This window comes from Algoriphagus halophilus (assembly GCF_900129785.1).
GTDB classification, from domain to species: Bacteria; Bacteroidota; Bacteroidia; order Cytophagales; family Cyclobacteriaceae; genus Algoriphagus; species Algoriphagus halophilus.
Window position 1 is genome coordinate 377,957 of sequence record NZ_FSRC01000001.1, and the last position, 22,906, is coordinate 400,862.

Below are 22,906 nucleotides of genomic sequence, written 5' to 3' on the forward strand. Positions count from 1 at the left end.
TAGTTTGGGAGTTGATTTTCCCTATTTTTGGCTTCTTCTAATCAAACAATATGAAATCCGTCCTTTTTACTTTTCTAGGGCTTGCATCTGTTTTTCAGGTGTTTGCTCAAGATGCTTCCGTAGATTCTGCTTTTTCGGTAGGTATTCCTGTCAAAACAATTGACGCCCAGATATTGAATGAGGTGAGTGGATTGGCATTTGGCAAAAGCCAACCTGGAATTATCTATGTACACAATGATAGTGGAGGTGAACCAAAAGTCTATATGCTTGATTCCTTGGGGAATGTAGTAGGGGATGTGGAGCTATTGGGAGCCACTAATCGAGATTGGGAAGATATCGCTGTAGGACCAGGGAAATATGGAGAAAGTAACGTCTATGTAGCAGAAATAGGAGATAATGTAGCCCAATATGAAACCATTAGAATTTACAGATTTGCTGAACCGATACGTTCGAGAGGCTCTGTAAAAATAACCCCAGAGAGAATAGATTTAACTTATCCCAATGGAGCAATGGATGCAGAAACTTTGATGGTGGACCCAGTTTCTGGAGATATTTTTATCCTGTCCAAAAGAGATAAAGAAAACACCTTGTTCCGCCTTCCCGCAGAGAAATTTCAATCAGGAAGTGCAGAATTGGAAGAACTGATGAAGCTTCCTATTACGAGCTCAGTAGCAGGGGATATTTCTCAAGATGGGAGTCAAATCATAATAAAGAACTACCTTGAGGTATTCTATTGGAAGAGAAAGAAGGGAGAGTCAGTGATGGAAGCATTATCGCGAGCTCCGGTCATTGTTCCATATGTTCCGGAACCACAAGGGGAAGCCATTGGTTTTTCTCCAGAAGGAAAAAGCTTCTTTACTCTTTCTGAAGTTCGGTTTGGTATTCAACCCGTGCTCTACAGGTATCCCAAAAATTAATTACTATGCAAACTTCACCAAATATCTTGATGGTTCGTCCGGCCAATTTTGGATTTAATGAGGAGACTGCCAATACGAATTTTTATCAGCAGAAGGATCATCGTGAAAAAGGTAAAATCAGGGAGTTGGCTAAACAAGAATTTGATGGATTTGTAGCATTGTTACGAGATCAAGGGGTGAATGTCGAGGTGGTGGAAGATACTGAGAAACCTATTAAGACAGATGCAGTATTTCCAAACAATTGGTTTAGTACGCATCCTGATGGCAAATTGATTCTATACCCTATGTATTCCCCAAATAGGCGTTTGGAAAGAAGAAAGGACTTGGTGGAGATGCTCATTCAAAAGGGGTATCAAATTTCAGAGATTTTGGATTTGAGTTTTTTTGAAGAGGATAATCAATTTTTGGAAGGGACAGGAAGCATGGTTCTGGACCATGATAGTAAAACTATTTTTGCCTGCTTCTCTGAACGAACCCATCCGGTTCCACTTAATTATGTTGCGGATATTTTGGGGTATGATTTAGTAGGGTTTAACTCAGTCCAAGAAATTGATGGGGTCAAAAGTCCTATCTATCATACGAATGTGATGATGCATGTGGGAAGGGATTTAGCAGTGGTATGTTTGGATAGTATTCCAAAAGCATCCGAAAAACAGGGTGTTCAAAAGGCCTTAACCAAAGCAGGAAAAAAAGTGATCCCTATCACTGCTAAACAGAAGTTTAATTTTGCCGGGAATATGCTAGAAGTGACCAATGACGGAGGGGAGAAATTTACTGTGATGTCACAGACTGCTTTTGATTCCTTGAATGTGGGGCAAATCCAAATGATTGAAAAGTACACTACCATCATCAGTCCTTCTATTCCTACCATTGAAAAATTAGGTGGAGGAAGTGCTCGCTGTATGATGGCAGAGATTTTTTTACCCAAGGCTTAAAAGCGCTATGTCTTCACAAACCTTGGCTGGAAAATCAAATTAAAATTGTTTCATGATCTCAAATTTCGGTAGTACCTAAATCATAGATTTCCCGAATACCTTTCACTATTGTGGGGACATCAATATTTAGATCAATCAATTTGCCCGTTTGGATGTCGAAAACCCATCCATGTACATGTGGCAGCCCCTCCGTTATGAATCTTTTTTGCCAGGAAGCCATTTTCACCACATTGATACATTGTTCCTGTACGTTAAGTTCTACCAGCCTTTTATACCGTGCATCCTCGTCTGCAATGTCATTTAATTCCTCTCTATGAGTTCTGTACACATCTCGAATATTTCTTAGCCAGGGATTCAAAATCCCCAAATCTTGGGCCTGCATGGCTGCTTTCACCCCTCCGCAAAAATAATGGCCACAAACAGCGATATGCCTAACTTTTAAATGTGAAATAGCATACTCTATTACTGAAGCAGAGTTTCCATCATTATTAGGAACCAAATTCGCCACGTTTCTATGTACGAACATCTGCCCTGGTTCAATACCGGTCATTTCTTCTGCGGTGACCCTACTATCACTACAACCTATATATAATATTTCTGGACTTTGTCCTTTAGATAAGTTTTGAAAATAATTTTCATCTACTGCAAGTTTAGATTCAACCCATTTCTGGTTATTCTCAAAAATTTGTTTGTAAAGATTCATGAGTAATGGTTTTTAATAAAAGTATCACTACGTTTTAAGATAGTTCTATAAATTTAATTTTCTTGATCCGAAATGCGTATTTATTCAGCAAGTTTGTTGATGTCCTTGTTTTCTAAGAGGGATTTGGAAAATTCTTTGGTTAGGGCATGGACCATGGCCTTTCCAATCTTTCTGGTAGTGGTTACGTTTTTGGAATTCTTTATCCAGGAATAAAAAGGAGTCAATAACACATAGATGGTATTGTAGAGTTTGGTTTTTGACTTGATACCATCTTCTGGTAAAACAAAGCCAGGTCTAAACATATAGGCTTTTTTAAACCCGAGAGATAAAATATAATTCTCAGTTTTCCCTTTGACCCTTGCCCACATAATGCGCCCTTTTTCAGAAGAGTCCGTTCCTGTGCCAGAAACATAGCAGAAAACAAGATCAGGATTTAACTCAAAAAGGGTGTCAGCTAAGGATTTGGAAACCCCAAAAGTCAATTGGTGGTATTTATCTTCTGATATGCCTACTGCGGATACACCCATGCAGTGGAAGCAGGCATCGTAGCCTTTTAATTGTTCTGAATATTCGTGGACTTGAGTAAAGTCCTGTAGTAGTAATTCTTTGATTTTTGGAGACTCCATCCCAACTGAACTTCTGTTAATCAATAGCACCTCCTGTATCTCCTCACTGTTCAAACAGGCCAGAAGGACTCCTTTTCCGATCATTCCCGTGGATCCTGTGATGATGACGTTGTACATGGCTTTGCTTTTACTAAAAAATAATCGCTTGAATTTCTACTTATCTAAATTAGGCAAAAAGAAATGAAGTCTATTTGATTTTTATTTTTCCAGACTTATATAAAGCTAATGCATCTGTCAATAACAGATGAATTGTTTGCAAGGGTAAATCTTCTTTGGGATCTACCGTGAAGGTCTTCATTCTTGATCGAGTGCCTTTCTCTAATTTTGGATGGTGGAGAAAATTTCCTTCCACAAAGAGCAAATAGGGAAGGCTCGTCTTTTTATCTGTCCATAAATAGCAAAACATCTTTTTTTGATAGCAAAAACAAGGCATCCCATATTTTACGGTTTCTGTCACATCCTTATCCAAATCTAGAATGATGCTACGCAAAGCCATAAAACAACTTTTGTTGGGTTCTGATTGGTTCAAATAAAATTGTTCTAGCACTTCATGCATGGCATTCCTATTGTTTAAAATGGGGGGACTTTACTTCCAATACTCCTTATAGCATTTTTTGAAAACAGACACTGTTTTCAATCCCTTGATATTGACCATAATTCGGAATGAGTTGGTATCCGGAAGATTGATAAAGTGCAATTGCATCTGGTTGACGCTTTCCTGTTTCCAATACGCAGAATTTATATCCCAACTCTTTTGCCCATTTTTCCAATTCAGAAAGGATACTTTTTGCATATCCTTTCCCTCTCGCGGAAACATCAGTATACATTCGCTTTACCTCCATGGAATCAGCGTCCAATTCTTTGATGGCCCCGCATGCTACGGGAATTTCACTTTCTAAAATCACGACCGCATGTTTAAGCAAGTCTATTTTATTGTACTGGGCATAAAATGCATTTTCCTCTCCATCGATTCGGGCTAAGTAGGTATCTAATTTTCGGACTAATTCTTGGAAGTTAGGGTTGGAGGAGTCAGTCCGGTGAATGTGGATCATATGAGACAGGAGTTGAATGAGTTAATTTAAGGAATTGAAATTTAAACCATAAAAAAACCGAGACATTTCTGGCTCGGCTTTTAGGATTAGCTATATCAAGTTCTGTTTAAATTCCAGTATAATTAAATGGAGTGATCTGATTCAATTCAGCCTTTAATTCATCTGAAATTGGAAGATTCGAAATGAACTCCCGAATGGAACTTTCGGTGATTTTAGTATTCGTTCTTGTCAAGTCTTTCAAAGCCTCATAAGGTTTTGGGAAAGCCTCTCTTCTCAATACAGTTTGGATGGCTTCAGCCACTACGGCCCAGTTATCTTCCAAGTCGGCATGAATTGCTGCTTCGTTCAATTCCAGTTTATCCAGTCCTTTGGCTAGAGATTCCAAAGCAATGACCATATGTGCCAATGGCACACCGATTACTCTCAAAACGGTACTGTCCGTCAAATCCCGTTGAAGTCTCGAGATTGGAAGTTTGGCAGCCAGATGTTCCAGAAGTGCATTTGCAATTCCTAAGTTCCCCTCTGCATTTTCAAAATCAATCGGATTTACTTTATGTGGCATCGCAGATGAGCCGATTTCCCCTGCCTTGATTTTTTGCTTAAAGTAATTCATCGCGACGTACTGCCAGATATCTTTTGCCAAGTCAAGCAAAATAGTGTTGATTCGCTTTAACCCATCAAAATGAGCGGCCAAGTTATCGTAATGCTCGATTTGTGTAGTAGGGAAACTACGGACCAATCCAAGATGGTTTTTGACAAAATGAACGGCAAAATCATTCCAAGCCACTTCCGGGTATGCTACCTGGTGCGCATTCATATTACCGGTGGCACCACCAAACTTAGCCGTGTAAGGAATTTGGTTCAGCAACTCTAATTGCTTTTCTATTCTCACCACAAATACATTGATCTCTTTTCCCAATCGGGTAGGAGAGGCTGGTTGGCCATGTGTTTTTGCCAGCATAGGAATGGACTTCCATTTCTCTGCTTTTTCCTCCAATTTGAGCAATACCGCTTCCAATTGGGGGTAGATGACTTCTGTCATCCCTGTTTTAAGCATCAATGGGGTAGAGGTATTATTGATATCCTGGGAAGTCAATCCAAAGTGGATGAATTCCTTTTGAGCCTCCAGACCCAATTCATCAAATTTCTCTTTAAGGAAATATTCCACTGCTTTTACATCATGGTTGGTGATTCGTTCAGTGGCTTTGATTTTTTCAGCATCTTCTATGGAGAAATGATCTACAATCAATCTCAAGTCTGAAAACAACGCATGGTCAAAGTCTTTAAGTTGTGGCAAAGGCAATTCGCAAAGCGCTATGAAATACTCAACCTCTACATGAACTCGGTTTTTGATAAGTGCAAATTCTGAAAAATAAGCTCTTAAAGGGGCGGTTTTGCCGGCATAACGGCCATCTACGGATGTTACCGCTGTCAACGCATTTAATTCCATTGGACTATTCCGTTTGTTTTTGGAAGCTGCAATTTAGCTTTTTGCCTCCAAATCATTGACCTTCACCCTTCGATTTCAGAAGTTTTGTTGGATTTTTCCGAACCTCAGGTCAAGAAATCAGGTTATTCATTGGAATTTATCCTTATCCAAAGCAATTATTTGGGAGGAGAAGTTAATTTTGCAGTCAAATAAAAAATACCTATAAAGTTTAATTCAAGGATGTTCAATTTATTTAAGAAAAAGAAAGAGGTAGCAAAGAAACAAACTTTCCTGCCTTTGAAAGTGAGGGAGGTAGTAAAAGAAACAGCTGATACTGTTAGTATTTATTTTGAACAACCTGAACCCTATTTGGAGTACAAACCAGGTCAGTTTCTGACTTTGGTGATGGATTTTGAGGGTAAGGAACAACGTAGATCTTATAGTCTTTGTACCTCCCCTTATATGGATCCTTTTCCTGGGATTTCTGTAAAAAGGGTGCCTGGAGGTCTCTTTTCTAACTTTTTGAATGAGAAAATCCATCCAGGTAAAACGATCAATGTCCTCAAGCCCCTGGGTAATTTTACCACGGACTTTCATTCCAAAAATCAAAAGCATTTCTTTTTGGTAGCGGGGGGCAGTGGAATTACCCCCATCATGGGAATAATGAAATCTGTTTTGGTCAATGAGCCCAATTCCAAGGTGACCTTATTGTATTGCAGTCGACATGAAGATCATATCATTTTTAAAAAGGAATTGGATGAATTGGAGCATAAATATGCAGATCATCTGAAAGTCATCCATAATCTAAGCCAACCTACTGAAGCTTGGACTGGGCTGAAAGGTAGATTGTCCAGTGAAACCTTAAAAGGACTGGTAAATACAGCTGAGTCTGAATCAGAATTTCAAACGGAATACTTTATTTGTGGACCAGAAGGGATTTTGGAGACTACCTTGGAGGTTCTTTCTTCTCTACAGATATCTAGTGAAAAAATCCACAAAGAAAGCTTTTTCTCTGCGGCAGCTGAAGCAGCACATGAGGCGGCAGCCACTGCTGGTGGTCTGACTAGGGATGTGACCGTCTTGTTGGAAGGAGAGGAGCACCTGGTAACTGTTACTCCGGATAAAACCATTTTGGAAGCAGGGTTGGATCAAAATTTAAATATGCCTTTCAGTTGCCAAAGTGGTCTTTGCACCGCATGTCGGGGCAAGTTGATCAGTGGTGAAGTAAAAATGGATGAGGATTCGGGACTAAGCCAAAATGAGATTGATGCAGGTTACGTTCTTTGCTGCGTAGGAAGACCTATGACAGATGACGTAAAAGTTCGTATAGAGTAATTCCAATCTACTTATGGAAATCGAAGAAATCCGGAAAATCTACAAAAATCTGGAGCAGTTAGTGTTGATCCTCATGTTGATAGCTTTGCCGATTTTTGGAATGATTTACCTGTACTATAATTCCGGAAACCTGGATTGGGGACTCCCTGAGCTTCCAGGCTTTCTAAACGGAATTTTGTCTGGAGCTGGCACAGCCTTGTTGCTGGTCCAGTACTTATTGTTTCATAGGAAACTGAAAGAATCCTTTAAGAAGGAAGAGCTGCTTGATAAGGTGAAGGTTTATGCCAAAGCAACAAAAGAGCGATTTTATATTTTATTCATCAGCTCGTTGGTGGCTACCTTAGGTTTATTATTCTACGGGAATCCTTACTTTATTATTCTTTTTGCTGGAACCTTGGTGTTCTTTTCTTTAGCAAAGCCTACTCCCGATCGATTAGGGAGATTGATGAAATTGAAAAAAGAGGATCGGGATTTGATTCATCAAGCCTCGAGACCTGAGTAAAAAAAACGCCAATCTAAACTAGATTGGCGTTTTAGTTGATAGCAGTTGGTTTAGTTTTCTATAATGATATTTCCGGAAGAAATAGAACCTTTGACCCAATCAGAAGAACCATTGTCTATTTCTAGATTTCTACCGGTGTTGATTCCTCCAACTTTAAGATTTCCAGAGGAAGCTCTTAATGAGAAGTTGAGAGATTTTAAGTCAGATGGAGTCTGAATTCTAAAGGAACCTGATGTTCCATTAAAACGGGTGTTCCCATTCAGGCCAGCGTTGGTAGCTCTGATATTTCCGGATGTAAATTTCAACTCTCCTAAATATCCAATGTTACTTAGCTTGGCATTTCCCGAAGTCAAGGAAGCACTTAATTCTCCCCCAATCGTATCTGCCTCCAAAGAACCGCTAGTAGATCCATAGTCTACATTGCCTGTAACACGGGTAATGTCCGCATTTCCTGAGGTTACACTTGCTTCCACATCCCCATCAATTTCGTCGATATACAAAGACCCTGAACTGGCCTTCACTCTCAGATCACCATTGATGTTAGAGGCCGAAACTTTTCCAGAGCTAACTCTCAGGATGGTTTCATCATTGGTCACCCCATCCACGGAGATGGTTCCTGAACTGTTTTTAATATCCAGTTCCATGGCCATAGGACCATTGATTTTGATAAATCCTTTGTTTCTATTATTCCCCCAGGAGCTGTTATTACTACGCTCATAAGAGATCTTCAATACATCACCTACGGTCACAAAGATGATGTCTTGGTCTTCGTCATTTGACTCCAGATAGGCTTCCACTTTTACATCAGCGCCAGAGCCTCCATCATAGGAGACATCAAGCCAACCCCCGCTTACTTCAATTTTGCTGATATTGGAGTAGGACTTATTGGCATCAACAAGTACTTTTTGGGCAAAACCCACGGTAGCAAACAGAAGTAAGGCTATCAGTAAGGGACTTATTTTGAAGAAATTTTTCATAGTTTAATTGATTATCTTATTGTTATTCCAAAGCTCATTGCATTTACTTCAGGACCTAGATTTTCCTGAAATAGATTGTTTAAATCATAGTTGAAAAAGAGAGTAATATCTCCAACCCCTACTTCCCCTCTGGCTCCATAGCGGAAGTTTTCTATGTACATATTGGATTTTTCAAACTGCTTTTGTTTGTCTCCATTTTCATCGTCGTATACAAACTTACCTCTTCCGCCTATTCGAAAACCTGCATATCCACCTAATCCCAATCTTAGCTTATGGTTATTGGTTAAGAGGGTTGGGACCAACGTGAAGTTTGCATAGGATGCAGAGATTTTAGATTTGGTCCCGATGCCTCCTTCGAATTCCTCCCAAGCAATGCCGTCTGGGTTTTTCACCGCAATCAGACTTCTGTCTTCAAGCTTGAAATTATACCAGCTGACTCCAATGCTTGAAAGAAGGTGAAAGTTTCTGGAAGGCTTATAAGTTCCTTCAAAATTGATGGCATAATACCAGGATCCCCAAGGTTTCACATCTGGCATTTCACCGGTGGGATTCACCAAATTGATCCCTAATTCAGAATTAAAATCAGCTCTGAAGTTTCGATTTCTGGATTTATATCGTTCTTTGATTTTAACCTCATCATCCTCTTCTACCTCCAAAATCCATTTGTTGTCATCATTTTTATAATATCTCCAGGAGTTCCCAAAGACGTTAATGACTTTGTCTTTGGTGTAAATAACCGTGTCAGGTTTGTTTTGCGCAATAGAAGTACTGATCGAAAAGACAAATAGTAGTAATAGTAGTAGTTGGTTTTTCATTTTCAAAAGTGGTTAGAAAATAGGGCCGAAGCCCTGTTGATTAGAATACTATGCCAAAAGTGATAGGGTTCAACTCAGGTCCTTTTTCATCTTGGAAAAGCGTGTTTAAGTCATAATTGGTGAAGAATTTAACTCGACCAATGCCCAGTTCACCTCTGATTCCGTACCGGAAATTATTCAAGTAAAGCCCTGTGTTTTGTTTGTCCTTTTTACGGCCAGAACCTCCCAGTTCTCTGTATACATATTTGGATTGTCCTCCTAATCGATAGCCCGCATAAGGTCCCGCAGCGATTCTCAATCCTTTCCTTCCATTATCGTTCATTTTTCCAAAGTCCAGCTCAAGCATGGTCATTGCCATGATGTAGGAAGCAGAGATTTTACTTTTAAAGCCATCCACATCGGTACGTTGTACAAAGTCAATCATATCATCGCCTCTGACAGCTTGGAAATCCCGATTTTCAAATTTGAAATTGTAGAAGTTGAAACCCAATCCAAAATCCCAGTAAAAACCTTTAGAAATTCTCTGGGCAGCCATCCAGTTGATTCCTACATTCCAGCTCCCCCAACCTTTTACCGCATATGGATTGTCAGAGGTTGGGAATTTGCCTTCACCATTCAGGTAGTTGTTGACCCCGAGGTCTACATTAAAGTAGGTACGGAATGGGGGGTCATTATTTTTCTTCATTCCTGATTCAACTCGTACTTTGGTATTGGCACCGGACTCATCTACCAGGATCCGCATTCCACCAATATAGACCTCCGTTTCTTCCCAGTCTTCTCTTACTTTTACCACTTCTTTGGTAGTACCGTCCTTCTTTTTGATTTCAACGATGGTCAATTCTCCTGAATCTTCATTTTCCTCCAGATCCAATTCTCGAATGATCTGGTTGATATTCATCAGCTTTAGCTTTTCAAAGTCCTCTTTGCTGTCCACGATGATGACTACTTTTCCGGACTTTCCGAATTCTACGACTACACTGTCGCTCATCACAGTCTTGTAGGTGTCGTTAGATGGCATGGTACCGGCGATGCCAATTTGAACCAGGGCCATCAGGCAGAATAATAAAAGATATTTTTTCATGATTTGATTTCGATTTCTTGTGGCGATTTTTTATTTGTCAGCTCGTTCTTTTTTAGAAGTAAGATTGGTAAAGAGGTTGTTTTTGGCATCTTGCAAGTCTGCCAATCCCTGGTCTACTTTTCCTAACAATCCGCCGACATCATTCACTGTTTTGCCAATTTCGGCAATCAGGTTTTTGTCTTTGGGCTCTTCCTTCAGTCCTGAGGAGAAAATCTTAATGCTGTATGCAGGGGCTTCTTCGGTCTCTGTCTTTTCCTCTGCTACTGCCTTCGTGATATCCAAAGTAGGAAGCTCCATTTCTGGGTCAACCATTGGTTTCAACTCTGGCTTCTCTTCAGGTATAATTACTTCAGATACTGTTATTTCCTTTTCTCGCGTTTCGGTCATCGCAATTAGGTTTTGAGTAGGTGCTTCAGTAATTACCGGCTTTTTATTAGATGGTTTGTTACTTGTGATTTCTGCTTTAGGCTCCTCCTTGATTTCTACAGGAGCAGGTAACTGCTCTTCTTCAATTTCTGTAGGTAACTCATCAGGAATCGTAGTTTCTGAATTGCGGATGTCTGAATTATCAGGAGAGATGATTTCTTGGTTGGTAGCCAGTAATTCATCGGAATTGTCTTTGGTTTCAGAAGGATAAAAGAAATACCCGGCTGATAGTAAGATCACCACGGAAGCAGCCGCCGCCCACCAGAATCCTCGATTGGATTTAGGTTCTTTAGGAAGCTCTTTTTCTAGTCTCTCCCAGGCTAATGCACTGGGTTTGACTTCATGTTGGTCCAGTTTTTCCTTGAAAATCTTGTCCAACTTTTGTGATGAATTAGCCATTGTTTCTCCTTTCGTTTGGTATTAGACAGGCAATTTTTTCTTTTAAGACATTTCGGGCTCTGTTGAGCTGCGACTTGGAAGTGCTTTCGCTGATTCCAAGTAGTTCAGCTATTTCCTTGTGGGAATAACCTTCTATAGCATACAGGTTAAATACAGTTCTATATCCTACTGGTAAACTTTGGACCATTTCCATGAGCTCTTCAGTTTCCAAATGATTGAGTTCATAATTTTGATCCTGAAATTCAGCTTCATTTTCCATATTCACTTCCATCATTAGGTGTCTGTTACTCCTCAATGTCATGAGAGCCTGAGTGACGATGATTCGTTTCATCCAACCTTCGAAACTTCCCTTGTTCTGAAATTGGGGTAGCTTATCAAAAATTTTCATGAATCCCTCGATCATCACATCTTCCGCATGTTCCCGGTCTTTCAAATACCGGATGCAGATGGCCAGAAATTTCCCCGAATACGAATCATACAGGTGCCGCTGGGCGGACCGATCACCTTTTAGGCATCCTTGTATTACTCTTGTCTCGGTAGAAAAATCGGTTCTGCTGAACATTACTAGTGGCTTTCAATTAGGTAGATGCAAAGCTTGAAAGAATGGTTGCTTCAGTGTGTGAAAAAAAAATAATATTTTTTTGATTTCTCTATAAAAATACTCGTAAAATATTGATTTATAATTAATTATAGTTTTTAATCTTTCTTAGTTAATTGGGAAATAAAAACCATATTTTAATAATATGCCTTATAATTGATGAGGATGTCCAATAAGGTCCATTCATTTTCCTTCACCGTAACTGGTTGTATATTTCCCTCCCCGTCGAAGATACTTGCGAATAATCCATCTTCTTCTACAGTCAGTACCGTGTACCTGCCTGGGCTAAGGTCTACTGCATATTTTCCTGTCCCATCGGTTTTTACTTCTTTGATCTTGGTGGTAGCTATGGAACTGATTAAGCCTTCTTCCACTTTTACATCCGAAATATTAGTCAATGGAAAAATATGGAGGGTTCGCTCTACCTTTTTTGCCCCTTTTTCGGGATCCTCTCCATCTTGGATCATAGGCATCTGATTCCCTTCTATCCAGGTGATGGTTCCAATAATGCCCTGACCTTCCGGTTGGTAAGGTTTACACTGGAAAAATAGCAGTATGGGTAGGAAAAAGGAGAGTATTTTTACTAATTTTTTCATTTTAATAAGGGGGAGTTCCTATTTAGTTTTTAAATATTTTCAAATAGCAGAAACGATTCCAAATACTGAGGAAGGATAGTTCGCCATCCCAATTCTTCATGGAGTTTTTGTCCCAAAACACTGGCACTTTTTTCTTCCCCATGAATGATAAATGCGATTTTAGGTTTTTCGATAAAACCTTCTGCCCAGTCCATCAATTCATTTTGGTCTGCATGTGCTGAGAGCCCATCGATTTGATAGATTTTGGCCTTCACAGGAACTTCTCGACCATAAATCCGAATTTCAGGTTCTCCTTCCAATAATCTCCTTCCTCGGGTGCCCTCCGCCTGGTACCCCACAAATACCACCCCATTCTTTTCGTCAGGTAAATGGTGAAATAAGTGGTGAAGAACCCTACCCCCGGTTGCCATCCCACTCGCAGAAATAATAATGGCATTCCCTCGGTATTCATTGAGTGAACGGGACTGCTCTTGTTTTTGGAAATAATGAAGTTGGGGGTGATCAAATGGATGATTGTTATCATCCTCTAAAACAGCAGTCAATTGGTGATCACTTTTGAAGTCCAGGTAAAGTTTAGTCGCATTGATGGCCATTGGAGAGTCCAGGAAAATCGGGGCTTTAGGGATTTTCCCTTTTTCCATTAGCTGGAATAAATAATACATCACCAATTGGGTTCTGCCCACCGCAAAAGCCGGAATAATCACCAATCCACCTCGATCAAAGGTGTCTCTAATGGCCCTTCCCAATTCTTCCTCAGGTTTGACTGGAGGACTTACCCGATCACCATACGTGGATTCAATCCACAAAATGTCAGCTTTTGGTATCCGGGAAGGAGGGTACAAAATAGGGTCATGGTATCTGCCTAAGTCCCCTGAGAACACTAATTTCTTTTCCTGTTCTTTCCCTTTTACTAGTATTTTCACAATAGATGCTCCTAAAATATGTCCAGCATGGTAATAGGTAACCGTTACATCTGGATGGATCGAAAAAGGCCTTTCAAATTCCTGAGGAACCAGTTTGGGGAATACGGCTTCTGCATCCTCTTGTGTATAGAGGGGTTGTGGATTGTCATGTTTTGAATAGCCCTTTTTTCTTGCGTATTCAGCTTCCTCTTCTTGTAGCTTACCTGAATCCAATAATAAGATTTTGGCTAATTCAGCGGTTGCTTCTGTACAATAGATAGGGCCTGAAAAACCCTGCTTGACTAATTTGGGTAAATAGCCTATATGATCTAGGTGCGCATGAGTAAGTACAATGGCTTCCATCTCCATAGGAGGCATAGGGAATTTATCCCAGTTTCGGTCTCGAAGTTCTCGATTTCCTTGGTATAGTCCACAATCCACCAAAAATTCAAATTCTCCTAAGTCAATTAGGTATTTGGATCCGGTGACTGCCCCAGCCCCTCCCAAAAATTTTACTGTAACATCCATTGTTATTGGGTTTTTGAAAATAGAAGTTACAAAAAAAGAGGCATCCAATTGGATACCTCTCCTATTTTAAAACTGAGATTTTGGATCCCGTTCCACTTATTGAGAAATACTATCTGCTTTTTGTAAGTACTTCGCCTTGCTGATACTGTCCAATTGTGCTCGAGAAAGCGAATCCAGATACACTTCTTCCGCGTCATCTTCCTCCTCTTCGTTGTCATCATTACATGTGACACAAACCAGTCCAGCCTCATTAAATACCCAGACATTTCGCTGATTTACCTGGGAGGATCTATAACCATTTCTATAGATGGTATTTCTGATGATTTCTAGCAGTGATCGTTCCATAATGAAAGGCTTTTCATAAGGGATATTAAGTACCAAGTTTACTTTTTGATCTCTAAACGTCCCAAGGGAATTGACATCAAAGCCTTCGTCAAAGGTTACCACAGAATCCCTAACGGCATAGTTGTATACGATTTGCTCGGCATTTTCCATGGCCTCTGCTTTAGACCTTCCTCTGGAGAAAGCGTCTTTTGTCAAGGTTACCAAAGAGTCTGAAGTTCCTTCCAATCTCAAGCTTACTCGATTGAATGTAGCTTCTTCACTGATAGGGTTTAGGTTTAAAATCATCGTACCTGCAGTAACCGGCAATACTTCTTCACTCTTAAACCAGTTCTCAGATTTGAACAGTGCTACAATTCTAGGAATCTGGAATCCGCAAATTCCAATACACAATAACCAAAGACCTAAGGCTACCAAGCCGAATCTTCCCCCAATGATGCTTTTCTTAGCAAGGACACTTAAACCTAATAGTAATAAGATAATACCAGGAATAACCAATAAGAAAGAAGCTGCTACTACCAACCAAACAGGGACTAGATTAGAGAACAATTCAATTGGGAAATTATCCATCACCATTACATAGTCGTCATTGGTGAAGATTCCAAAATAAACACCCAAGGCGATCAATGGAGCGATTGTTATGACAATTCCCAAGAAGAATACGAAGAGTCCAAATAACACCCGGATTACCGCTAATACTGCTCTTCCTACCGGTCCAAGCGCTTTTCCGATTGCTTCGATTACTTGTCCGATAATTCTAAAAGGAGTTAGTAAAATCTTTCTGGTATTTGATTCAGGAATAGGAGGGATGGGGTTTTGGCTCTCCTTCACAGTCGTATCTATATTGTCCAAAGTGATTTCACCACCTTTCATTTGGATTCGTTCGGTAATCGAACTGGCCACAGGGGTGATAATCCATAGTACCAAGTAGATTAAGAATCCGGATCCTCCGGCCAAAATCAGCAATACAAAGGCAAGTCTGGTCCAAATTACTTCTATTCCAAAGTATGCAGCTAACCCTGAAGCGACTCCTCCTAAGACTTTGTCATCAGGGTTTCGATAAAGTTTTTTGATGTTTTTATCCTCTTTTACATCATATGACACAGGTAAGATGACCCAAAGTACGATATAAGCCACCACTGCAATGAAGCCAAAACTGAAGTTGAACCTAAAGTTGTCAAATGGCATGATATCGAATAGACCTGGGTTTAATCGGATGTTACCACTGAACAATACCAATATCGCAATCAACCGGGTCCATAAGGGATCTATGGCAAAGTATTGGGCGATACCAGCACAGACACCTCCAATAATCTTTTTGTTTTCAAGTCGTACTAATTTTTTATATCCTCCTTTTTCTCCTTGTTGGGGAGTGACATATTTATAGTAGTCTTCATCTTTTGGGTTGGCTTGCTGCTCATACTCCTCTTCCATTTTTTCTTCCTCCACGGTAGCGAAGTCAGCTATGGTTCCCATTTTTTCAATGAGTTTGTCCACATTTTCTGCGGTGATGACCTGCTTGTTGTTTTTGAGGTTAGACAAGAAAATCTCAGCGATCCGATTTTCGATATCGGAGATGATCTCATGATTGTCCTTATAGGAAGAAAAATGCTTATTGATCGCATCGAGGTATTTCCGAAGCGTATCGTATCCGTCTTCTTCAATGTGGAAGAGAATTCCACTGATGTTAATGCTTATTGTCTTTTTCATGTGTTGTTCAATTTAGAGGGTTGCCACATGTCCGCCTGTAAGGAACTTCAACAGATTCTGGAATGTGCTTCTCAATTTCATAGGTTCAATTCTTAGAGGTGATTTCTTGCGTGGAATTGACTAACGAGGTCCAGGTTTCTGAAAGCGTACCTAGAAATTCTTTACCTTCCTCGGTAATGGAATAATATTTTCGAGGAGGTCCCGATTCAGATTCAACCCAGCGGTATTGAACTAGTGAAGCAGACTTGAGTCTGTTGAGTAGGGGATATAGTGTGCCTTCTACTACGATCATCTGAACTTGGGTAAGTTCATCGATCAAGTCTGAAGTATATACCTCACCCCGAGAGATAATGTGCAAAACGCAAAACTCTAAGAGCCCTTTGCGCATTTGAATCTGTGTGTTGGCGACATTCATAGTAAGGTGATTTTTTTTCCTTGCTTTTGGAAAATTTGATTTCCGTTTCCTCATTTGTTAGAAAAATGATACCAATCTTTTCTAAGCTACCTTGTATAACCTAATTCCTTGCTATAAAAAGCTAGTTTGGTATACCAAATCCGGAATAATCCTACCATAGAGCCTTTATTTGCACTTTTTGAATTTTTAAAATCTTTGAAAAAAAATATGGGCAAAAGTGTAACATTTTATTTCTGCTGAAAAAACTGCAACATAGTGAACAGAAATATGTACGATGGCGTACAGTGTATCGATTCTTTAAAAGAAAAAAGCCAACAACTATTAACGGCTTAGATATTTACTTTATTTTGGTTTTGTGAAAATCACTAGACTTTTAATAGGTGTTCTAATTTTCTTGCCTTCACTGATGCTTTTTAGTATCAGGGCTGGTTTTTCGCAATCCATTGCACCTAAATATTCCAATGAATTTTTAAGTATTGGTGTTGGGGCTAGGGCCTTGGGAATGGGAGGCGCCCAGGTGGCAGCCTCGCGAGATGTAACTTCTGCTTATTGGAACCCAGCGGCCCTGATGGGGATTCAACATAAATATGAATTTACCTTAATGCATTCCGAATATTTTGCCGGTGTGGCCCAATACGATTACCTGGGTTTCTCTACACCTATCAAAAATGAAAGCCAAGTGGCTATTTCATTAATCAGATTTGGAGTGGACGATATTCCAGATACCAGATTTTTATACGATGCAAATGGCGCCTTAAATTATAACAATATCCAATTTTTTAATGCTGCGGATTATGCCTTGTTGTTGAGTTATGCACGGGATCTCTCGGATAAATTTAAAGTGGGAGCAAATGCCAAAGTCATTCACCGAAATGTTGGAAAGTTTGCTCAGGCATGGGGCTTTGGTTTAGATATAGGAGGTATTTACATTCATAAAAAATTGACCTTAGGGTTAATGGTGAGGGATATTACCACCACCTTCAATGCTTGGTCTCATGATGCAGAGTTGGTACGTGATATCTATTCCCTGACAGATAATGAAATCCCTATAAACTCCGTGGAGCTTACCCTTCCAAGAGCCATTGGAAGTATTGCCTATGATTGGAAATTGGGTACAAATTTCAGCTTATTGACCGTGGCGGATTTGGATATGACTTTTGATGGCAACAGGAATACCCTAATCCATAATTCGGTATTTAGTATTGATCCCAGGCTAGGGATTGAGGCTGGTTTTCAGCGAATTGCTTATTTAAGGGCAGGTATTGGGAACTTTCAATACATCAAAGATTTTGAAGGAAATGAATCCTTGAATATGCAACCAAGTATGGGGGTAGGAGTGGTTTTAAACGAAAAGTTCCAAATTGACTATGCCCTTTCAGATATAGGGAATGTGTCTGAAACTCCTTATTCTCATGTTTTTAGCGTGAAAGTAAGTTTGGAAAAATTGGACTCGGAATTCAGGAAATTTAAAGGATGGGACCGATGAAAAAATTGAAAACATGCTTCTTATTCCTTGGCTTATTGTTCTTAAGCAACCTTATCCAAGCCCAGCAATCTAATTGGTATACCTATAACCAGACCTATTATAAAATCCTGACAGCAAAAGATGGCATTTATAGAATCACTCCTGAAGTCCTAGCTGCGAATGGAGTAAATGTGAATGCGGTTGATCCAAGGACGATCCGGCTTTACCATCGTGGGAAAGAAGTGGCTGTTTCTTTGGTTGGACAAGAGGATGGAAGATTTGATTCAGAAGATTACCTGGACTTTTATGGATTAAGAAATGATGGAACATTAGATTCTTTGCTGTATACCAAGTTTGACCGCCTTCCAAATCCTTATTTCAATACTCATTCGGATAGTACTGCCTTTTTCTTGACCATCACTCCAGGAGAGTTTGGTCTACGAATGGCAGAACGCCCGGCTCCCGAAAACAACCTAGCTCAATTGACCAGCTTTGGGACGGAAAAATTAATGGCCTATGGAGAGCAATATTCATTAGGAGTAGGATATGCTTTTGATTTTAGGTTGTCCATTTATGATCAGGGGCAAGGATGGATGAGTTCCATTATTACCAAAGGGAATACCCGAAGTTTCACATTGACCGATTTAGGGAATCCCAGCAATTCTGGACCTGCAACGCTCGAAATTGGATTAGTGGGACGTTCGTTGCATAATCATAGCACAAGGATTTCAGTGGGACCTACCGCTGCTTCCCAACGCTTGGTTCAAACGGAAAATTTCTACGGATATGAATACCCCCAATTGACCTTACCTCTGACTATGGGGGATTTTAATGCCGATGGAAGTATTGTGATCAGCGTGCAATCCTCTGGAACGGAGGCAGCAGACAATGTTTCGGTTGCTTATACCAAAGTAATATTTCAGGAAAGGGTGGTGCAAGGAGATTTTTCTTCTAAACTATTCCTTGTGCCGCCAGGAAATCAGCAGATCTCCATTTCTCAATTGAATAGCAATTATGAGGCTTTTGAAATTTCCGATTACCGAAGGCCTGAGAAAGTAATACTTTCCAACACATCGAATCAACTCAGGTTCCGAGCGTCAGTGTCATCCGACAGCAGCAAAATTTGGCTTCAAAATGAGGAGACGATTCTTCCGGTCTCGAAACTAGAACCTGTACAGTTTAAGAATTACCTCACTCAGGAAGCAGATTATATTCTGGTGGGCCACCATATTTTGGAACAGGCCGCCAATCAGTATGAAAATCCACTACAGGCTTATGCGGCACATAGGGCTTCCCCTATGGGGGGAGGTTTTAAAACCATGACAGTCTTTATAGAGGATTTGTACAATCAATTTGCATATGGAGAAGAATCACCAACTGCTCTTTTTGAATTTTTAAAAGCCTATTACCCCGTACACAAACCAAGTCACCTATTGTTAGCAGGAAGATCTTTGACCATGTATTCTACAGCCAGACAGGGAGGCGTTAACTATTTTTATAGAAATAATCCTAGTGCTTTTACGTTTCAAAATCTGATTCCACCAGGAGGATATCCCATCTCTGATAATAATTATGTGGTAGGTTTGGACCCTTCCAATTTGGATGCACCCGCCATGGCTGTGGGAAGAATCCCTGCCAAAAACTCCCAGCATTTAGCCGATTATTTGGATAAAGCCATTGAAAAAGATGCTTTGGGTGTAACAGCACCTTGGCAAAAAGAATTGATTCACCTGAGTGGAGGGGTTTCCGAGTTTGAGTTGAACAGGTATTTCAATTACCTCAATGGATATAAAACCATTGCCGAAGGCTTGTATTTGGGAGGAAATGTGACCACTTATAGAAAGCGTTCTAATTCCACCATTGAATTGATTGACATTACAGGCGATCTCAATGAAGGTCGATCTTTGGTGACATTTTTTGGACATGGGGCACCGACGGTCATTGATATTGAAATTGGATTTGCCTCAGATCCAACCTTGAATTACCAAAACAAAGGAAAGTACCCCGTGATGCTTTTCAATGGTTGTGATTATGGAAGTGCCTTTGGTACCACCTATACCCAAGGGGAGGATTGGATCATTACTCCAGAAAAAGGCGCTTCTAATATAATGGCTAATACCTCTGTGGGAGTGGATGTCATCCTCAATCGATATTCAAATGCCTTTTATTCCAAGGCTTTTGCGGATAGTTCCAGTATTTACAAAACAGTAGGAGAGGTCAAGCAACTGGCAGAGGTGGATTTTGTAGAGAATTTTGGATTGGTTCCTCTAAGCTATTCCCATATGGAGCAAATGGTTTTGCTTGGAGACCCTGGTACACGTATGTTTCCTGCAGATAAAGCAGATTATTCTTTAGATGCAACAGAAGTATTCTTTGAAAGCTTTGATGAATCTCCCCTCAATGCCCTGTCAGATAGTATCAAATTGACTTTTGTGATTCGGAATATTGGCCTAGTGAATACTGATTCTGTTGCTTTTAGAATAAAGCGTAAGCTTCCAGATGGAACGGAAGTAGCCTTTGATCCGAAAGAAATACCCTACATCTCCAGAAAAGATACCTTGGAATTTTCGATTCCGAATATTGGTCTGAATGCTGCAGGAGATAACACCTTTACGTTGGAGGTAAATCCGTCGAAATCTATCCCTGAAATGACTTTTGCCAATAATTCCATTTCTATAACCGAGTTTATTCCTTTGAGCGGTACCTTGAACCTGTTCCCCTTGGACTTTGGAATAGTTTCAGAAGCCAATGTGAATTTAATAGCCCAGATTCCTGGAAATCCCAAAAAGGATCGAACCATTATTCTTCAATTGGATTCGGCTGCTAATTTCAATTCATCATATAGAAAGGAAATCAGGATTACTACTTCTGGAATAGCAGATTGGCCCGTGACTTTGTTGTCGAATCAAGATTCCGTAACCTATTATTGGCGCACGAAATTTCAGGAACCTCAATTGGGTGAAACTGATTCCTGGACCGCTTCCAGCTTTTCTTTGATTCCAAATGGAGCAAAAGGTTGGACCCAACGGACCAATGACCAATTGGAAGAAAATCAGTTGACAAACCTAGCGTTGAATAGCCAAAGAACAGAATGGAAGTATTTGGATAAAAACCTCGGATTTGAAGTGTTTACGGTGGGAGCAGGTGTGGATACTTTGAGCTACAAAAACACCCAGTTCTACCTTGATCAGGTTCCTCAAATCATAGACAATGTCAATAATGCCAATAGCCGACTCTGTCCCAATGGATCTTTGGGGATGGTTGCTTTCGATCAAACATCACTGACTCCTTATTTATCTATTCCAGTTCCGGGCTTTGATATTTTGGATCCTAGAGCCTGCGGTCGAGTACCTCAGGTGATCCAGAGTGTTCAAAATTCTTGGATCACGACTCCAGGTCAGACGTTTTTAGAGCAATATGTGAATGGGGTAAAAGAAGGGGATTATGTGGTCATTTTCTCTGTGGGCAATGTGACGTTCGATGCCTGGCCAGATGAAGCCTATGCTTTATTAAAAGAATTTGGAGCTAACGAAGCTACACTCAGAAACCTGAATACAGGAGATCCTTATATCCTTTATGGCCAAAAAGGGATGGCCCCGGGTGAGGCAATAGAAATTGTTGGAGATACCAATCAGGAGTTCCCTCCTAACCAACAAACCCTTTCATTTGATACGGAACTCGAAGGGTATATTACTTCAGGGGTAATTCTGACCCCTAGAGTGGGGCCAGCTAGCAATTGGGAGCGGTTTTTCCAACATGTCAATGCCAGAAATTGGATCAATGAAGAGGATAATACCTATTTTGATATCATAGGGGTCAAGGCAGATGGACAGGAAGAAGTGATCTTAGCGCAAGTGTTGGATCAGGAAATGGATCTTAGCTTTATCAACTCCACTACCTATCCCTATTTGAGATTACGGTATGCGATGGATGATCCTGAATCTACTGCTCCGGCTCAATTGGACAGATGGCAAGTGAATTATTCGGGAGTTCCTGAAGGCGCTTTGTTTGTGAAAAATTCCAGAGATCAACTGTCTTTGAAAGAAGGAGAACAGGCAACAGTGGATTTGATTTTCAAAAATGTATCAAAATACAACTTCCTGGATTCGATTCAGGTGGATTGGAAATGGACTAACCTGAATTCTAAAAAGGTGGAGAATTTCACTAAAAAGTTCCCAGCATTAAAAGCTGGAGAATCCATGGAGTTTAGTATTGAGTTTAATTCCATTGGAAAGGCTGGTGAAAATGAGTTAGAGGTTTTTGCAAACCCCAGAATTCAACAAGAACAGACATTTAGAAACAACCAAATAGACTTTGAAAGCTATATTTTGGTGGAGGCTGATGAAACCAGTTCTTTATTGGATGTGAACTTCGATGGGATTTATATCATGGATGGAGACATTGTTTCTCCTACTGTGATGGTGACTGCACAGCTGGTGAATGACCAGACCTTATTGTATAAGCAAGATACGGTGGGGATGGATATTTTCTTGAAGCAGAACTGTGAAGGTTGTGAATTTTCGAGGGTCAACTTTTCAAACCCCAACCTCACTTGGACTCCAGCTTCTGAGGATTCCCGATTTAAAGTTTCCTTCCTTCCAGGACCTCTGGAAGATGGGTTATATACCTTAAAAATTCAAAATGAAGATTCTCCTCAGCCCTATGAAATTACTTTTGAAGTGATCAATGAGTCTCAGATTACGAATTTTTACCCATATCCAAATCCGTTCAGCACCAGTGTCAGGTTTGTATTTACAGTAACTGGATCTGAGGTGCCTGATGAGATCAAAATTCAGATTATGACTGTGACGGGAAAAGTGGTAAGGGAAATTTTACAAAATGAATTGGGGCCAATTCGTATCGGGAATAACTTGACTGAATATGCCTGGGATGGAAAAGATGAATTTGGAGATCAATTGGCCAATGGGGTGTACATTTATCGGGTATTGGTTCGAAAGAATGGCCAGTTCATGGAGCATCGACCCACTGCAGGGGACAAAGCCTTTAAGAAAGGTTATGGGAAGATGTATTTATTGCGTTGATTAAGTGGCCGCCATTAGTGGAAGGTTTTCAATAGATCGAGATTTTTCTGAAATGGGGAGTTGACTCCTCATCAATTGAAAATTAGGCTTTAAATCGAACTGCTGATCACT

20 protein-coding genes are annotated in these 22,906 nt (G+C 40.2%); 6 read left to right on the forward strand and 14 right to left on the reverse strand.

The window, feature by feature from the left end; genetic code table 11:
• Positions 1-50: 50 nt before the first annotated feature.
• Complete coding sequence (locus BUR11_RS01585) at positions 51-917, forward strand: hypothetical protein (protein WP_074223089.1); 867 nt, start codon at positions 51-53, stop codon at positions 915-917.
• Positions 917-1,852 (forward strand): citrulline utilization hydrolase CtlX, encoded by a 936-nt coding sequence (ctlX, locus tag BUR11_RS01590; protein WP_143185795.1) that lies wholly within the window; start codon positions 917-919, stop codon positions 1,850-1,852. Before BUR11_RS01585 ends, ctlX begins: the two co-directional genes overlap by 1 nt.
• 58 nt (positions 1,853-1,910) lie before the next feature.
• Here ctlX and BUR11_RS01595 read toward each other — a convergent pair whose 3' ends face one another.
• From BUR11_RS01595 to purB, 5 genes are all read right to left on the reverse strand, one after another.
• Positions 1,911-2,555 carry a carbonic anhydrase gene (locus BUR11_RS01595; RefSeq protein WP_074223091.1) on the reverse strand — a complete coding sequence of 215 codons (645 nt, stop codon included), beginning with the start codon at positions 2,553-2,555 and terminating at the stop codon, positions 1,911-1,913.
• Positions 2,556-2,635: 80 nt separating this feature from the next.
• The gene (locus tag BUR11_RS01600; RefSeq protein WP_074223092.1) at positions 2,636-3,298 is read right to left on the reverse strand and encodes an NAD-dependent epimerase/dehydratase family protein; all 663 of its coding nucleotides are present in this window, start codon (positions 3,296-3,298) and stop codon (positions 2,636-2,638) included.
• 70 nt (positions 3,299-3,368) lie between these two features.
• A complete protein-coding gene (locus BUR11_RS01605; RefSeq protein WP_074223093.1) occupies positions 3,369-3,737 on the reverse strand; it encodes a DUF1801 domain-containing protein in 369 nt (122 codons plus the stop codon).
• 46 nt (positions 3,738-3,783) lie between these two features.
• A complete protein-coding gene (locus BUR11_RS01610) occupies positions 3,784-4,233 on the reverse strand; it encodes a GNAT family N-acetyltransferase (RefSeq protein WP_074223094.1) in 450 nt (149 codons plus the stop codon).
• A gap of 106 nt (positions 4,234-4,339) precedes the next feature.
• Entirely contained in the window at positions 4,340-5,683 is a 1,344-nt protein-coding gene (purB, locus tag BUR11_RS01615) for an adenylosuccinate lyase (RefSeq protein WP_074223095.1), read from the reverse strand.
• Positions 5,684-5,902: 219 nt separating this feature from the next.
• Between purB and BUR11_RS01620 the strand changes: the two genes are divergently transcribed.
• Positions 5,903-6,997, forward strand: coding sequence for a ferredoxin--NADP reductase (locus tag BUR11_RS01620; RefSeq protein ID WP_074223096.1), 1,095 nt, complete (start codon positions 5,903-5,905; stop codon positions 6,995-6,997).
• A 13-nt stretch (positions 6,998-7,010) separates the two neighbouring features.
• On the forward strand, positions 7,011-7,499 hold the full coding sequence (locus tag BUR11_RS01625; RefSeq protein WP_074223097.1) for a hypothetical protein: 489 nt from the start codon (positions 7,011-7,013) through the stop codon (positions 7,497-7,499).
• A gap of 50 nt (positions 7,500-7,549) precedes the next feature.
• On the opposite strand, the gene BUR11_RS01630 is transcribed toward BUR11_RS01625, so the two are convergent.
• The 9 genes from BUR11_RS01630 to BUR11_RS01670 form a co-directional block, all read right to left on the reverse strand.
• Entirely contained in the window at positions 7,550-8,476 is a 927-nt protein-coding gene (locus tag BUR11_RS01630) for a DUF4097 family beta strand repeat-containing protein (RefSeq protein ID WP_074223098.1), read from the reverse strand.
• Positions 8,477-8,487: 11 nt separating this feature from the next.
• A complete protein-coding gene (locus tag BUR11_RS01635; RefSeq protein ID WP_074223099.1) occupies positions 8,488-9,291 on the reverse strand; it encodes a hypothetical protein in 804 nt (267 codons plus the stop codon).
• A 40-nt stretch (positions 9,292-9,331) separates the two neighbouring features.
• A complete protein-coding gene (locus tag BUR11_RS01640; RefSeq protein ID WP_074223100.1) occupies positions 9,332-10,372 on the reverse strand; it encodes an outer membrane beta-barrel protein in 1,041 nt (346 codons plus the stop codon).
• Between the two features lie 30 nt (positions 10,373-10,402).
• Entirely contained in the window at positions 10,403-11,197 is a 795-nt protein-coding gene (locus BUR11_RS01645; RefSeq protein ID WP_074223101.1) for a hypothetical protein, read from the reverse strand.
• A complete protein-coding gene (locus BUR11_RS01650; protein WP_074223102.1) occupies positions 11,190-11,759 on the reverse strand; it encodes an RNA polymerase sigma factor in 570 nt (189 codons plus the stop codon). The genes BUR11_RS01645 and BUR11_RS01650 overlap by 8 nt, the downstream gene beginning before the upstream one ends.
• 173 nt (positions 11,760-11,932) lie before the next feature.
• Complete coding sequence (locus BUR11_RS01655; RefSeq protein WP_074223103.1) at positions 11,933-12,391, reverse strand: peptidase associated/transthyretin-like domain-containing protein; 459 nt, start codon at positions 12,389-12,391, stop codon at positions 11,933-11,935.
• Positions 12,392-12,420: 29 nt separating this feature from the next.
• Positions 12,421-13,821 (reverse strand): MBL fold metallo-hydrolase RNA specificity domain-containing protein, encoded by a 1,401-nt coding sequence (locus tag BUR11_RS01660; protein ID WP_074223104.1) that lies wholly within the window; start codon positions 13,819-13,821, stop codon positions 12,421-12,423.
• 96 nt (positions 13,822-13,917) lie between these two features.
• On the reverse strand, positions 13,918-15,873 hold the full coding sequence (locus BUR11_RS01665; protein WP_074223105.1) for a PspC domain-containing protein: 1,956 nt from the start codon (positions 15,871-15,873) through the stop codon (positions 13,918-13,920).
• An 85-nt stretch (positions 15,874-15,958) separates the two neighbouring features.
• Positions 15,959-16,288, reverse strand: a complete 330-nt coding sequence (locus BUR11_RS01670; RefSeq protein ID WP_074225056.1) for a PadR family transcriptional regulator — start codon at positions 16,286-16,288, stop codon at positions 15,959-15,961.
• A 406-nt stretch (positions 16,289-16,694) separates the two neighbouring features.
• Here BUR11_RS01670 and BUR11_RS01675 point away from each other — a divergent pair, with 406 nt between their 5' ends.
• Both BUR11_RS01675 and porU2 read left to right on the forward strand, forming a co-directional pair.
• Positions 16,695-17,774, forward strand: coding sequence for a putative type IX sorting system protein PorV2 (locus BUR11_RS01675; protein ID WP_074223106.1), 1,080 nt, complete (start codon positions 16,695-16,697; stop codon positions 17,772-17,774).
• Positions 17,771-22,795 carry a putative type IX secretion system sortase PorU2 gene (gene porU2 / locus BUR11_RS01680; protein ID WP_074223107.1) on the forward strand — a complete coding sequence of 1,675 codons (5,025 nt, stop codon included), beginning with the start codon at positions 17,771-17,773 and terminating at the stop codon, positions 22,793-22,795. Before BUR11_RS01675 ends, porU2 begins: the two co-directional genes overlap by 4 nt.
• The last annotated feature ends 111 nt before the right edge of the window (positions 22,796-22,906 follow it).

What these genes read in the sequence shown, in the direction of transcription:
- BUR11_RS01645 (WP_074223101.1), bottom strand. Translation starts at nt 11,197, where the DNA reads ATGGCTAATTCATCACAAAAGTTGGACAAGATTTTCAAGGAAAAACTG.
- BUR11_RS01595 (WP_074223091.1), bottom strand. Translation starts at nt 2,555, where the DNA reads ATGAATCTTTACAAACAAATTTTTGAGAATAACCAGAAATGGGTTGAA.
- BUR11_RS01640 (WP_074223100.1), bottom strand. Translation starts at nt 10,372, where the DNA reads ATGAAAAAATATCTTTTATTATTCTGCCTGATGGCCCTGGTTCAAATT.
- BUR11_RS01630 (WP_074223098.1), bottom strand. Translation starts at nt 8,476, where the DNA reads ATGAAAAATTTCTTCAAAATAAGTCCCTTACTGATAGCCTTACTTCTG.
- BUR11_RS01660 (WP_074223104.1), bottom strand. Translation starts at nt 13,821, where the DNA reads ATGGATGTTACAGTAAAATTTTTGGGAGGGGCTGGGGCAGTCACCGGA.
- BUR11_RS01670 (WP_074225056.1), bottom strand. Translation starts at nt 16,288, where the DNA reads ATGAATGTCGCCAACACACAGATTCAAATGCGCAAAGGGCTCTTAGAG.
- purB (WP_074223095.1), bottom strand. Translation starts at nt 5,683, where the DNA reads ATGGAATTAAATGCGTTGACAGCGGTAACATCCGTAGATGGCCGTTAT.
- BUR11_RS01650 (WP_074223102.1), bottom strand. Translation starts at nt 11,759, where the DNA reads ATGTTCAGCAGAACCGATTTTTCTACCGAGACAAGAGTAATACAAGGA.
- porU2 (WP_074223107.1), top strand. Translation starts at nt 17,771, where the DNA reads ATGAAAAAATTGAAAACATGCTTCTTATTCCTTGGCTTATTGTTCTTA.
- BUR11_RS01610 (WP_074223094.1), bottom strand. Translation starts at nt 4,233, where the DNA reads ATGATCCACATTCACCGGACTGACTCCTCCAACCCTAACTTCCAAGAA.
- BUR11_RS01600 (WP_074223092.1), bottom strand. Translation starts at nt 3,298, where the DNA reads ATGTACAACGTCATCATCACAGGATCCACGGGAATGATCGGAAAAGGA.
- BUR11_RS01635 (WP_074223099.1), bottom strand. Translation starts at nt 9,291, where the DNA reads ATGAAAAACCAACTACTACTATTACTACTATTTGTCTTTTCGATCAGT.
- BUR11_RS01665 (WP_074223105.1), bottom strand. Translation starts at nt 15,873, where the DNA reads ATGAAAAAGACAATAAGCATTAACATCAGTGGAATTCTCTTCCACATT.
- BUR11_RS01605 (WP_074223093.1), bottom strand. Translation starts at nt 3,737, where the DNA reads ATGCATGAAGTGCTAGAACAATTTTATTTGAACCAATCAGAACCCAAC.
- BUR11_RS01585 (WP_074223089.1), top strand. Translation starts at nt 51, where the DNA reads ATGAAATCCGTCCTTTTTACTTTTCTAGGGCTTGCATCTGTTTTTCAG.
- BUR11_RS01675 (WP_074223106.1), top strand. Translation starts at nt 16,695, where the DNA reads ATGCTTTTTAGTATCAGGGCTGGTTTTTCGCAATCCATTGCACCTAAA.
- BUR11_RS01620 (WP_074223096.1), top strand. Translation starts at nt 5,903, where the DNA reads ATGTTCAATTTATTTAAGAAAAAGAAAGAGGTAGCAAAGAAACAAACT.
- BUR11_RS01625 (WP_074223097.1), top strand. Translation starts at nt 7,011, where the DNA reads ATGGAAATCGAAGAAATCCGGAAAATCTACAAAAATCTGGAGCAGTTA.
- BUR11_RS01655 (WP_074223103.1), bottom strand. Translation starts at nt 12,391, where the DNA reads ATGAAAAAATTAGTAAAAATACTCTCCTTTTTCCTACCCATACTGCTA.